At 60.9% G+C, this 13,252-nt stretch carries 12 protein-coding genes; 8 read left to right on the plus strand and 4 right to left on the minus strand.

From position 1 onward, the window contains the following. Nucleotides 1-65: 65 nt before the first annotated feature. Complete coding sequence (locus tag CVS30_RS05775) at nt 66-1,403, minus strand: ABC transporter substrate-binding protein (protein WP_220033878.1); 1,338 nt, start codon at nt 1,401-1,403, stop codon at nt 66-68. Nucleotides 1,404-1,576: 173 nt separating this feature from the next. After that, entirely contained in the window at nt 1,577-2,494 is a 918-nt protein-coding gene (locus CVS30_RS05780; RefSeq protein ID WP_110484364.1) for a LysR family transcriptional regulator, read from the minus strand. A 231-nt stretch (nt 2,495-2,725) separates the two neighbouring features. Here CVS30_RS05780 and CVS30_RS05785 point away from each other — a divergent pair, with 231 nt between their 5' ends. From CVS30_RS05785 to CVS30_RS05815, 7 genes are all read left to right on the plus strand, one after another. Beyond that, nucleotides 2,726-4,102, plus strand: a complete 1,377-nt coding sequence (locus CVS30_RS05785) for an NAD-dependent succinate-semialdehyde dehydrogenase (protein ID WP_110484365.1) — start codon at nt 2,726-2,728, stop codon at nt 4,100-4,102. A gap of 184 nt (nt 4,103-4,286) precedes the next feature. Next, nucleotides 4,287-5,588, plus strand: a complete 1,302-nt coding sequence (locus CVS30_RS05790; RefSeq protein ID WP_245934456.1) for a CaiB/BaiF CoA transferase family protein — start codon at nt 4,287-4,289, stop codon at nt 5,586-5,588. 16 nt (nt 5,589-5,604) lie between these two features. Continuing rightward, the gene (locus CVS30_RS05795) at nt 5,605-6,807 is read left to right on the plus strand and encodes an acyl-CoA dehydrogenase family protein (RefSeq protein WP_245934457.1); all 1,203 of its coding nucleotides are present in this window, start codon (nt 5,605-5,607) and stop codon (nt 6,805-6,807) included. A gap of 60 nt (nt 6,808-6,867) precedes the next feature. Continuing rightward, entirely contained in the window at nt 6,868-8,094 is a 1,227-nt protein-coding gene (locus CVS30_RS05800; protein ID WP_110484367.1) for an acetyl-CoA C-acyltransferase, read from the plus strand. Continuing rightward, the gene (locus CVS30_RS05805) at nt 8,094-8,888 is read left to right on the plus strand and encodes an enoyl-CoA hydratase/isomerase family protein (protein WP_110484368.1); all 795 of its coding nucleotides are present in this window, start codon (nt 8,094-8,096) and stop codon (nt 8,886-8,888) included. The genes CVS30_RS05800 and CVS30_RS05805 overlap by 1 nt, the downstream gene beginning before the upstream one ends. Continuing rightward, entirely contained in the window at nt 8,885-9,772 is an 888-nt protein-coding gene (locus tag CVS30_RS05810; protein WP_281268065.1) for a 3-hydroxyacyl-CoA dehydrogenase family protein, read from the plus strand. Before CVS30_RS05805 ends, CVS30_RS05810 begins: the two co-directional genes overlap by 4 nt. 105 nt (nt 9,773-9,877) lie before the next feature. Further along, nucleotides 9,878-10,777: a LysR family transcriptional regulator gene (locus tag CVS30_RS05815; protein WP_110484369.1), complete on the plus strand. Its 900-nt coding sequence runs from the start codon at nt 9,878-9,880 to the stop codon at nt 10,775-10,777. 371 nt (nt 10,778-11,148) lie between these two features. Here the strand turns inward: CVS30_RS05815 and CVS30_RS17930 are convergent, their stop codons facing one another. After that, complete coding sequence (locus CVS30_RS17930; RefSeq protein ID WP_181419697.1) at nt 11,149-11,346, minus strand: hypothetical protein; 198 nt, start codon at nt 11,344-11,346, stop codon at nt 11,149-11,151. Between the two features lie 52 nt (nt 11,347-11,398). Here CVS30_RS17930 and CVS30_RS05820 point away from each other — a divergent pair, with 52 nt between their 5' ends. After that, nucleotides 11,399-12,352, plus strand: coding sequence for a TOTE conflict system archaeo-eukaryotic primase domain-containing protein (locus tag CVS30_RS05820; protein WP_181419698.1), 954 nt, complete (start codon nt 11,399-11,401; stop codon nt 12,350-12,352). Here the strand turns inward: CVS30_RS05820 and CVS30_RS05825 are convergent. Next, on the minus strand, nt 12,295-13,236 hold the full coding sequence (locus tag CVS30_RS05825; protein WP_110484370.1) for a LysR family transcriptional regulator: 942 nt from the start codon (nt 13,234-13,236) through the stop codon (nt 12,295-12,297). The two genes, CVS30_RS05820 and CVS30_RS05825, sit on opposite strands and share 58 nt — an antisense overlap. Nucleotides 13,237-13,252: the final 16 nt, after the last annotated feature.

Genomic DNA, 13,252 nt, shown 5'->3' on the forward strand with positions numbered 1-13,252 from the left:
TCTCCTTGAACTCGGCGGAGATCCGCTCGCGTCCTTGGTTTTTGTGAGAAGAGGAGAGTTGGACATTACTTGCTCAGCGCCTTGTCAATTTCAGCTGCGGCGTCATCGAGGGCCTTGGCAGTGTCGTTGGGATTCGCCATGGCCACGGCCGTCTCATCAGCCAAAATTCGCTGTACTTCGTCGGAGTTGGTCAGGCGGGGGCGCCACATTTTTCCGGTTTCGGCATCGGCGTAGGCATCCTTCAGCGCGGCAAAGACGGGGCTGAGCCATTCGTGCTCGGGAGTCGAGTCAAGGGTGGAGGTTCGCGCAGGAAATACTCCGAGGGTGTTGGACTGCCAGACTTCACCTTCGCTGGAGCTGAGCCATTCAATGAGCTTCCACGCAGCTTCCGTGTTCTGGCTGCGGCTGGCGATGGCACCGCTCCAGATACCGCGGTGTGCACCAGAACTCTTAGTTCCGGCAGGCATGACCTGAATGCCAACCTGGTCGGCCGTCAAGGTAGTCGTTTTCGGATCAATGGCTGTGCCCTTGTAGACGCTCCCCCAGTTGAACATGGTGGCGGTCTTGCCCTGGCGGAAAGCCTCCAACGGTTCGGTGAACTGCCAAGTTGAGGCACCGGGAGGGGCGTATTTGAGCATCTCAACGTGCGTCTGCAGTGCGGCAACGCCGGTGGCGTTGTTGAAGGCCGGCTTGTTGTCCCCGTCCAGGAGTTCGCCACCATTGGCGTTGAAGATGGTTTGCCACACGGTGGGAGTCAACGGATCACGGGTGAAGTAGGTGCCTACCGCCCATGTGTCGTCCTTGCCATCGCCATTGGTATCCCGCACCAGCTTGGGGGCTTGGGACATGTAGTCGTCCCAGGTGAGACCCGGGGTCGGTTCCGGAACGCCGGCATCCTTGTAGAGGGACTTGTTGTAGAACATCATCAGCATGTTGGAGCGCAGCGGGACACCGTACTGCACGCCTTCCCATTCGCCTGCGGCCAGAGGGGCTGCGTTGAAATCGTTCCAGTCGTAGCCGGCGTCGGTCCAGTCGGCCGCATCTTTTTTCAGATCTAACAGGGCACCTGTGGAAGCCATCTGGGGGATCCACGGATCATCGGCCATGACAATGTCGTAGGTGGGATCAGCGGCTGTGAGTTCAAGCATGGTCTTGGCCAACTGGTCACCGTAGGGGACACCATCAATGGTCACTTTGATGTTCGGGAACTTCTTGTTGAATTCCGGGACCATCTGCTCTTGCCACTGCTTGGCGTAACCGTCGTTGGCAAGGATCCTGATTTCCACCGGCTTCTCGACCGTGCCAACGCCACCGGACTCCTTGGCGGGGCCGCTGCATGCAGCGGTTGCCAACATGGCGGCGGCTAGGACACCGGCGCCAAGAATGGCCCGACGAGAGGGCATGGTGGCTAATCCTGTTTTATTCATCATTGAATCCTCGTTCTGAAAACTTTCATGGACATCCCACGGCACATCGTCGTGACTTGGGACACTTGACCTACCGAAACACCACGATGACAGAAGTCATCTAGTCAAGTCCAATACTTAGTTCTTATTTCAGTTATAACGATTAATACTTAGTTGATGAGATATTTCGGTACGATCGTCGGCTCCGGCATCGCTCGGCGGATGATGTCGAGGACCGCCAGGAGGTCGCAGCCAGCGTCCGCTTCCCGCCAGACCAAAACGGCCGCGAGGTGCGGCACGTCGCCCTTCAACTCCTTGTAGATCAGGCCAGGGAAATTGACGTGCTGAACGGAAGAGACGGTGATTGTCACGCCCACGCCGGCGGCAACCAAACCAAGGATTGTGTAGGAATCAGGCGCTTCTTGCAGGATCCTCGGCACAAAACCCGCTTGAAGAGCCAAATGCACCGTTGCGTCCCTAATGGTTGATCCCAGAGTGCCAGGAAAGGAGACGAATCGATCCTCCGCCAAGTCACGCAGATCAATCGATTCTTCATTGGCCAGCGGATGGTCCGTCGGGAGCGCCACGACCAAGCGTTCGTACTCGTAGATATGGGTTGACAAGCCTTGTTTGGTGATGGGCAACCGGGCAAATCCGATGCCGAGCTCACCGCTGGCCACCATCCTCACGGCAGCCCCGCCGTAGATTTGCCCCAATAAGACCAGTTCAATACCGGGTTGCTCTGCCCGAACCGCGCGCGTCAAGGTCGGCAGCGCTTCCCGGCTGCTTGCCCCGGCATAGCCAACCTTCACTCGGCCAACAATTCCGGCACTGCCCATGATCGCCGCCCGCTTGGCAAGTTCGACGTCGACCAGCACCTTTCGGGCGGGCTCCAGGAACGCTTGCCCCGCCTCGGTGAGCATGACCGATCGCGTATTCCGCTCAAAGAGCTTGACGCGAAGTTCCTTTTCGAGTTGTTTAATCTGTTGGCTGAGCTGGGGCTGGGCCATGTGAAGCCGCTCGGCCGCCCGGCCAAAATGCAACTCCTCAGCGACCATCACGAACCCTTTGAGACTGCGGAGTTCCATGCGTAACCTTCCGTCATTAGTCCGCTACAATTTCGTGCACTGGCGTGCGGGCGGCATCAAGTATGTCCCGACATGCTAGCCAAGCTATACGCTCTCGGTGGTCGGCGCCGCACCCATTAGGACAAAATCATCATAAATTCCACCATTAATTAGTATTGGACTGTATAGCCGCTCAGCTGGGATCGTGAGTGGCTAGACCCAAGTATCTGCCTGCAGAAGGAATCCTCAACGATGAGCAAGTATGCAACCATCAACCCGGCAACTGGCGAACGTGTTGCCGAGTTTCCAACCCTCAGCGACTCAGATGTGGAGCACGTGCTGACTCGCTCCTTCGCTCGGTACACGGAATGGCGCGATCGTCCGCTGAGCGAACGAGCCGCGGTCTTGCATCAGGTGGCAAAACTGCACCGTGAACGCGCCGACGAGCTTGCGGCGCTGCTGACCCTTGAAATCGGGAAGCCGACGGCGGAGGCCAAGGGCGAGGTGGCCCTCGTGGCTTCGATTTATGACTACTATGCGGACAACGCCGAACGCTTCCTTCGCGAGGAACCCTTGGAGATCAAGGGGCCGGGTACGGCGGTGGTTCGTACCGAAGCCATCGGGCCCCTCATTGGGATCATGCCGTGGAATTTCCCTTATTACCAAGTTGCTCGGTTTGCCGGACCCAATATTGTTTTGGGCAACACCATTATCTTGAAACACTCGAGCAATTGCCCTCAATCGGCCCTGGCCATCGAAGCCATCTTCCGTGACGCAGGGCTTCCCGCCGATGTTTACATCAACGCATTCGCCACCTCGGGGCAGATTTCTGCCATGATCGCCGATCCACGGGTACAGGGCGTCTCGCTCACCGGCTCCGAAAAGGCCGGATCCGCCGTCGCCGAGGTGGCCGGACGGCACCTGAAAAAGGTCGTCCTGGAACTGGGTGGCTCCGATCCGTTCATCGTGCTGCCGGATGCCGATCTGGATGAGGCTGTGGCCGGCGCCGTTTCCGGCCGAATGTACAACGGGGGCCAGGCCTGCACAGCCTCCAAGCGCTTCATCATCGTCGGGGACATCTACGACGAGTTCCTGCGACGCTACACCGAAGCAATGTCGCGCATCACGCCCGGGGACCCCTTGGACCCGGCAACGTCCTACGGCCCGTTGTCGTCCCAGGCCGCCGCCGACGAAATCGCGGAGATTGTCCACGACGCCACATCCAAGGGTGCAACCGCCGTCACTGGCGGACAAGGTCCCGAAGGGCCAGGGGCCTACTACCCCGCAACGGTCCTGACCGGCGTTACACCCCAGATGCGCGCCTACTCAGAAGAGATCTTCGGCCCAGCTGCCGTGGTCTACCGGGTTGAGTCCATCGACGCCGCAGTTGACCTTGCCAACGATTCCCCCTATGGGTTGTCCAGCTCCATTTTCACCACGGATATCGAGTCCGCAAAGCTGATTGCAGAGCGCCTGGAAACCGGCATGGTCTGGGTCAACAGCACCAGTCGCAGTACCGCCGACCTGCCCTTTGGAGGCGTGAAGCGTTCCGGCTTTGGACGTGAACTGGCACATTTCGGGATCAACGAATTCGCCAATAAGAAACTCATTCGGATTCCCGCAGCGTAACGTCCGTTCGCTGCTGAAATACCCTGCCACATCGTCGCCCGGGAGACTTCCCGGGCGACGATGTGCGTTAACGGACCTTTCGATTATTCCATTATTGGCATCAATAAGCATCCCAATAAGTATTGGACTGGAAGTAATCCTGCTGCGATCGTTAACCCAACCAACGACGCTGCCAAGGAGTACCGTGACTCTTGATTCAACCCCCCTACATGAGGGGACGCCGAACTCCGGGTTCACGTTTCCCGGAGCACCCTTGGGATCTGACCTGTTCGGCCGCACAGGCACCGGACCCCTATCCGGACTGCTCGTTGCCGATTTTGGACGTGTCCTGGCTGGCCCCTACTGCACCATGCTGCTGGCGGACATGGGAGCAACAGTGGTGAAAATTGAAAGCCCCGATGGCGATGAAACACGGGACTGGAAGCCACCAGTACGGAATGGCGAGTCAACGTACTACCTCTCGATCAACCGGAACAAGGGAGCAATAGCCCTTGACCTTCAGGACTCCGATGATCGCGATATCGCCCATGGCATTGCCCGGCGGGCGGATATTGTGGTTGAAAATTTCAAACCGAACGGATTGAACCGTTTCGGCCTCGACTACGAATCCGTCGCCGCCGTGAATCCCGCGGTAATTTATGCCTCCATCACAGGTTTCGGAACGGCCGGCGGAGCTGCCCTTCCCGGATACGATCTCCTGGTCCAGGCCCTCTCCGGGCTCATGAGCGTGACCGGCTCACCAGAAAGCCCTGCTTACCGGTCCGGCGTAGCCGTGTTTGATGTGATGACCGGCCTCCACACAGCCATTGGAATTCTGGCCGCTCTTCAGGAGCGCAATCGCAGCGGGAAAGGCCAACGGGTCGAAGTCAACCTGATGTCGTCCGCCCTTTCGGGCATGGTGAACCAGACGGCCGGCTATTTACTCAGCGGCACCGTACCCACACGGCTCGGCAACGAACACCCCAGCATCTACCCCTATGAGCCGATGGCCACCGGAGATGGTGACATTGTCATCGCCATTGGCAACGACTCGCAATTTCGCAGGCTCTGCGAAGCCATCGGCACACCGGCCTTGAGCGCAGATGACCGCTTCGTCGCAGCTCCCCAGCGCAGCCTGAACCGCCATCTCCTCAGGCCGCTGTTACTGGAGGCGCTAAGCAAACGCAGTTCCGCCGAATGGTTCCAGGTACTGACGCAGGCACGGATCCCGTGTGCCCCGATCAACGATGTGCGTCAGGGGCTTGAATTCGCCAAGGGCATTGGCTTGGATCCCGTCGTCGAGGTAGGCCAGGGCGCCGATGCGCTGCCCGGGATCCGCAACCCCATCACGTTCTCCCAGACACCTGTCAGCTACGATCTGGTGCCGCCAGCTCATGACGGACACCGTGAGCCGATCCTCGCCTGGCTCCGCGCCACGTCCACCGGCGCAGAAGCTTCCACCGGCACCTCCAATTCCACCCAGCGCACCAGTTCCATCAAGTTCTAGAAAGGGTTGGCCCACCGTGACCGCCACAACCGAGCAAACAAGAGCGACGGCGGACTACTTCCGTCTCGATGATGACCTCACCGCCGAGGAAATCGCCATCAGGGACAAGGTCCGGGAATTTGCCGAGCAGCAGGTGCTGCCCATCATCAACGACTATTGGGAGAAGGCCGAATTCCCCACGGAACTTCTGGGGCCGCTGGCTGATTTGGGCATCATCGGCACTACTATCCAAGGCTACGGATGCCCGGGAATGAGCCGTAAGGCCGCCGGTATGGTGGCCCGCGAAATGGCCCGGGCTGACGGCAGCCTCAACACCTTCCTCGGCGTCCACTCCAACCTGTGCATGGGAGCCCTCAATATTCTCGGCAGCGAAGAACAGCGGCAACGCTGGCTTCCGGCCTTGGCCCGGATTGAAAAAACCGGGGCGTTCGCCCTGACCGAACCTGACCACGGCTCGGATTCTGTCGCCCTGGAAACACAGGCTCGGCGCGACGGTGACCACTGGGTCATCAGCGGTCATAAGCGCTGGATCGGCAACGGCCACGCAGCGGATGTCACGGTACTTTTTGCCCGGAACACGGAGGACGGCAACGTCAACGCCTTCGTGGTCGAAAAGGATGCCAAGGGCCGGTACCCCGGCGGGTACTCCCCCACCGTCATCACCGGCAAGGTGGGCAAGCGCGCCATTCTTCAGGCGGACATCACCATCGATGAGATGCGGTTGCCGGCGGCCAACAGGCTCGATGGCTGCCAGGACTTCCGCGATGTGTCCCGGGTCCTTCAGGCCACGCGGGGCGGGGCCGCTTGGGAGGCCGTGGGCCACGGCATGGCAGCCTTCGAAATCGCCTCCGATTACGCCCGCACCCGGCACCAGTTTGGCAAACCCATCGGCTCCTTCCAGTTGGTTCAATCACGGCTGGCGAACATGCTCAGCGAACTCACGGTCATGCAGCTGTTGTGCACCAGGATGGCAGAACTGGCGGACCGTGGCCAGCTCACCAACGCACAGGCGTCAATGGTCAAGATGGCGACCGCACAAAAGGGCAAGTGGATCTGCAACGAGGCCCGCGAGCTGCTAGGCGGAAACGGGCTGCTGCTGGAAAATCACGTCATACGGCACATGACCGACATGGAAGTGGTCTCCACGTATGAAGGCACCGATTCCATGCAGGCACTCATCGTAGGCCGTGACATCACCGGAATCTCGGCCTTCAAGTGAACCATGGGCCCACTTCCCGAACCCTGACCAGTCAGCAAGAACTAGAGACAAGGAAATGTCATGACTGAGGCCTTCCTCATTGGCGGCGCACGGACGCCCGTGGGACGCTACGGCGGTTCCCTTGCTTCTGTGCGCCCCGATGACCTCGCGGCACTCACCGTACGTGCCGCCGTCGAACGTGCAGGTATTGATCCGGCAGCGGTGGATGAGGTGATCCTCGGCAACGCCAACGGTGCCGGTGAGGAGAACCGCAATGTTGCCCGCATGGCGTGGCTATTGAATGGCTATCCGGACAGCGTTCCTGGAATTACCGTCAACCGGCTGTGCGCCTCGGGGTTGTCGGCCATCATCACGGCAAGCCACATGATCAAGTCCGGCGCCGCGGACATTGTGGTTGCCGGCGGGGTGGAATCAATGAGCCGAGCGCCCTGGGTCATGGAGAAGCCTGACCACGCCTTTGCCAAGCCCGGCGCCGTTTTCGAGACCTCGATCGGCTGGCGATTTACGAATCCTACCTTCCTCGACGGCGAACTCAGCCGCGGCGGCAAGACAGCGTTTTCGATGCCAGAGACGGCGGAGGAAGTGGCCCGGGTGTTCGGCACCTCGCGGACTGACTGCGACGCCTTTGCCGCCCGGTCGCACGAACGCGCGTTGGCTGCGATTGCGGCCGGAAGATTCACCGAGGAAATCGTGCCCGTCACTGTCCACGGACGCAAGGGAGCCGTAACCGTGGTGGATACCGATGAGAGTCCCCGGCCCGGGACTACCCTGGATGTTCTCGCCGGACTGCGTCCCGTTGTGAAGGGTGGCTCCGTGGTGACGGCCGGAAATGCCTCCACCCTTAATGATGGAGCCTCGGCAATCATCGTCGCCTCCGAAGCTGCTATTAAAAGGTACGGATTGACGCCGCGTGCCCGGATTCTGGAGGGCGGCTCGGCCGGAGTAGCCCCGGAACTCATGGGTATCGGCCCGGTGCCTGCAACCCGGAAGGTCTTGGAGCGCGCCGGGCTGACTGTCGGTGACCTGGGCGCCGTCGAACTTAACGAGGCCTTCGCCTCACAGTCGCTGGCCGTCATGCGGGAACTGAAGCTGAATGAGGAGATGGTGAATGCTGACGGCGGCGCTATCGCTCTCGGTCACCCGCTCGGCTCCTCGGGATCCCGGCTGGTCGTGACGCTGCTGGGGCGGATGGAGCGCGAGCTGGCCACCGGCGGCCGCAAACTCGGCCTAGCGACCATGTGCGTGGGCGTGGGCCAGGGAACCGCCCTCCTACTGGAAGGAGTGTAATGACCACTCAAAGTAACCTCGGCGCCCAAGACTTCACCACGCTCATCATCACCGAACTTGAGGACCGCGTGCTAGTTCGCTTGGACCGGCCGGAGACGCGCAACGCCATCGATGCCACCATGCTGCAAGAGTTGCATGCCGTGTGTGCGGATCTGGAGGCAACGCCCAGAATCCTGATTCTCACGGGCACCCCGGCGGACCCGGAGACGGGTACCAAGGCATTTTTCGCCTCCGGTGCCGATATCGCCCAACTCTTGGAACGCCGTCGTGATGATGCGTTGGCGGGGATCAACTCCTCGCTGTTCGAGAGGATTGCCAAACTTCCCATGCCCGTCATCGCCGCACTCGACGGCTTCGCGTTGGGCGGCGGTGGCGAGCTTGCCTACGCGGCCGATTTCCGCATCGGCACGGCGAACCTCCGCATGGGCAACCCCGAAACCGGGCTCGGCATTCTCGCCGCGGCTGGTGCCACGTGGCGTCTTCGCGAGCTGGTCGGGGAGCCCCTGGCCAAGGAGATGCTCCTTGCCGGGCGGACCCTGACCGGCTCCGAATGCCTGGCGGCCGGGCTCATTACTGAGCTCGTTGAATCCGAGGGCCTCCTGGATGCGGCGCACGCGCTGGCCGACCGCATCGTCCGGCAAGACCCTCTGGCAGTGCGCCTGACGAAGGCCGTGTTCCATGCTCCGCGGGAAGCCCATCCGCTCATCGACACGCTCGCCCAAGGCATCCTCTTCGAATCCCCCGCGAAGTTTGAGCGCATGCAACAGTTCCTCGACAGGAAGAACAACCCGTGACCAATACAGTAGAAACAACACCCCACAGCCCATCCCCGAGCTTCCCGGCAACGGTCGGCGTGCTCGGCGGCGGCCGTATGGGGGCCGGCATCGCCCATGCTTTTCTCCTCAAGGGCTCGAGAGTCATCGTCGTCGAGCGCAATGACGAGGCCGCCAAAGCGGCCGGCGAACGGGTCACTGCGTCCGTTGCGGCGTCGTTCGCCCGCGGCATCGTAGAAGGAACGGAACAAGAGGTCATGGCAAGGTTTGGTGTAAGCCTCGACTACGCAGATTTTGCACAGTGCGATCTTGTGGTTGAGGCCGTGCCCGAGGATCAGAAGCTCAAGACCGCAGCACTCACCGCCGTGGCCAAACACCTTTCGCCGCACGCCTACTTGGCGACCAACACCTCATCCCTGTCGGTCAGTGGGCTGGCCACGTCGCTGGCGAGACCGGAGAAGTTCCTTGGCCTGCACTTCTTCAACCCAGTGCCGGCATCAACCCTCATCGAGGTGGTTGTTGCTGAGAAGACCTCCGAAGAAACGCTCACCGCCGCCCGGCACTGGGTCTCGGGACTCGGCAAGACCGCCATCGTTGTGCGGGACGTGCCAGGTTTCGCATCCTCACGCCTTGGTGTGGCTATTGCGCTGGAGGCCATGAGAATGCTGGAGGAAGGCGTGGCCAGCGCGGAAGACATCGACAACGCCATGGTGCTCGGATACAAACACCCGGTCGGCCCGCTTCGCACAACGGATATTGTCGGGCTCGACGTGCGTCTCAATATCGCCGAATACCTTGAGGCGACCCTTGGCGATCGATTTGCGCCACCCCAGATCCTCCGTGACAAAGTTGCCGCTGCTGAACTGGGGCGCAAGACCGGACGGGGCTTCTACGACTGGAACTGAACAACCGGCCAATCCTCATCTAGGAGCCGCGATTATTGCCCTCCACTGAATATGATGTAGCCCGGTGATACCGTTAAATCAATAATTTTCGGGATGAGGAGACACATGGACATCGGCCAGCTGAAGGCCTTCCTGGCCGTGGCACAGGAGCTTCACTTCGGCCGCGCCGCGCTTCGGTTGCATATTGCCCAGCCTCCCTTGAGCCGCATCATCAAACAACTTGAGACAGAGCTTGGGACACGCCTGCTGGATCGCAACACCCGTTCGGTGAAGCTCACGCCCAGCGGGCAGGCCTTGATTGCTCCCGCCACGGAGGTCGTCGAAGCCCTCCGCCGGGCGGAGGAGGCCGTCCGCTCCGTCGAGAATGGTGAGGCGGGACTGGTGCGGATCGCTTTTGCGGGCGTGTCCACCCATCAGTTGGTTGCCCAGCTCGCCCGGCAGGTGAAATCGAACCGTCCCGGGATCCAGCTGGAGCTGTCGAGCCAGAACTTCGCATTACCTGCCTTGAAGAAGTTGCTGCAGGGGGAAACTGACATCGCGCTGGGGCGGTGGGATGTCATGCCCGCCGAGGTGGCCAGCAGGGTGGTCATGCAGGACTCGTTGGTCATTGCCATGCCGGACACCCACCCGCTTGCAGGTGCCGAACGGGTGACGATTGACCAACTCGCCGGTGACAGTTTCATCTCGCTCATCCCTTTCGAGGGCGCGGTACTGCCAGATCGGCTTCGGCGAATGGCGCACGACGCCGGATTCCTCGCCGACATTGTCCAGGTGGCGCCGGACACGCAGACCGCACTTGCCTTGGTGAGCGCCGAGGTCGGGTGCCATCTAACCCTGAATTCCGTAGCGGCCCAGGCGACCGATCCACACGTGGTGTTCATTCCGCTCGAAAACTCCACCCCGGACGTCCATCTGCGGGCAGCCTGGCGCCGCAACGATTCAAGTGCGGCACTGAAGGCGGTACTGAACGAAGTCGGCAGCGTTGATACGGCGACTTCCCACTGAGGCAATTGAGACCGGCATAGGTCGCGGCCAAAGCGTCAGTCATGGACATCCGATCACAGAGCCGCAAAACCGGTGCGGGAAAGCGGCGAGTCAGTCATCGGTAGATCTTGGACATTCAAACCGAAACAGCCCGCCCTAACCGGTCGGCAACACAGCCGTCATTTCAGGGACTGGTTCACGACTGTCAATAGGCTCAATAGGCCACTTTCACATACAAGTGAAACCGTCCTCTGTGGAGATCGCCACTGGCCGGCAGTGCAGATTAAGGCATTGGCCGCTTCTCACGACAGAATGGTGTTGTGAGTGAGGACACTTCTGAGTCCCCGGAGCAGGAATCGTTGCCGGGCCTCGCCCCGAGCCGGGACCCTGCGCTAGAGCGTGAGCTGGCGGAGCTGCGGCTCGATATTCCCCGGCTTCGTAAGCTGCTGGAGCTGAGCGAAGAACAAACCGCAGCCGCTCAAGCGGACCAGCCGGTGTTCGCCGCGATCATGCCGGTTGGCCCGGTGACGATGCATTCTTCCCCGGAAACCAAGGTCCTTTTCTTCGAGAGCTTGTTCCGTCGTCGGCATGATGTGTACGCCTTGCGCTGGGAGAACCCGAAGGAAGGGCGCGCTGGGTGGGGTGCCCGCCGTCGTCGGTGGCTGGCACAAGGGAAAGTCTCGCGACAGTGCCACCCTCCTCAAGCTGACACCCGCCGTGGTCGCGGGGCATCTGACCGGCGCGAAGCACATTGGTCTGTACCCGCTCACCGAGAAGGACAGCTGTTGGTGGATCGCGGCGGATTTTGACGGCAGCGTGGCTATGCTGGACGCCCTGGCCTACGTCAAGGCCGCCCGGTTCCGCGGCATTCCGGCTGCGCTCGAAATTTCCCAGTCTGGCCGTGGCGCGCACGTGTGGATTTTCTTCACGGAATCCATTCCCGCAGCATTGGCGCGGCAACTTGGTACGGGACTCATCCACGAGGCGATGGGATTGCGCGGCAGCATGACCCTGTCCAGCTACGACCGGCTGTTCCCCTCGCAGGACGCACACACCGGCCAGGGCATAGGGAATCTGATCTCGGCCCCGTTGAACGGCAAGCGGCGCAACAACGACGGCACCACATTGTTTTTGGACACCACCACTTTGGAGCCTTACGCGGACCAATGGGCATACCTCTCCAGCCTGGACAGGCTCACGCCATCGGCAGCGAAGAGCCACCTCCACAACCTACCCGCCGTGCGACTGGGCAAGGAGGTGCGCCGGCTTGGATTGCCGCGTTCATCCAAGATTGTGCCCCGTCCGGCCATGATCTCGACCATCAAGCATGCCGCGTCCATGGCCAACCCCGAATTCTATGACCGCCAACGGCAGCGACGATCCACGTGGAACATTCCCCGCCACTTGCGCTTCTACGACGAGACCCTCGAGGGTGACCTCATCACTCCACGGGGATTGCTGGCCTCATCAAGGCCCGACTCAGGGTATTGCTCGCCAGGATGTCTCGTTGGGCGTTGCAGCAAGCCGCTGAACTGCAGTCAGTCGAGTATCGCTACACCGAACTCAGCGACGACGGCCCGCAGTTCCCCGAGGTAGCGCTGCGCCTGGTCGGTGAGCGGAATCGCGGCGTGGCCGATCCATCCGATCTCGATGCGTTCGTCAACGTCGAGCGGGATGGCGACAATCTCCGGATCGAGCTGCCCGCTGATGATGCCCGTCGAGATCGTGTAGCCGTGGAGCCCGATCATGAGGTTGAAGATCGTCGCACGGTCAGAGACCCGGATCTCCTGCTTACTGGACAAGGTGGAGAGTATCTCCTCGGCGAAGTAAAAGGAGTTGTTCGCACCTTGATCGAAGGTTAGCCGCGGCATGCCGGCAAGATCGTCGAGAGTCGCACGCTCTTTTGAGGCGAGCGGGTTTTGCCTTGAAATGAAAATGTGCGGATCGGCGAGGAAAAGCGGTCTGAACGCGAGCCCGGAATCCCGGAGCAGCTTGTCAATGACCTTCCTGTTGAAATCGTTCCGATAGAGGATGCCTATCTCGCTGCGGAGTGTCCGGACATCCTCGATGATGTCCCAGGTGCGGGTCTCGCGGAGCGAGAACTCGTATTCGGCCACGTCGGCGCCCTTGACCATCCGGACGAAGGCGTCCACCGCGAAGGAGTAGTGCTGCGTTGAGACCCCGAGCAGACGTCGCGTCGGTGGCCTGCCAAGGTAGCGCTGCTCGAGGAGGGCGAACTGCTCGACGACCTGCCTTGCGTAGCCGAGGAACTCTGCGCCGTCGTCGGTGAGGGTGACCCCGCGGGCGGAGCGAACCAGAAGTGCACGGCCCACCCGTCCCTCAAGGTCCTTCATCGCCGCGGACATAGTCGGCTGGGAGACGTAGAGAAGATCGGCAGCCGCGGAGATCGACCCCTCAGCTGCAACTTCTATGAAATAGCGGAGCTGCTGCAGGGTCAGTCCGCTCGAAATCTGTGCCATAGGAAAATTCTATATG

The organism is Arthrobacter psychrolactophilus, assembly GCF_003219795.1.
Taxonomy (GTDB): Bacteria; Actinomycetota; Actinomycetes; order Actinomycetales; family Micrococcaceae; genus Specibacter; species Specibacter psychrolactophilus.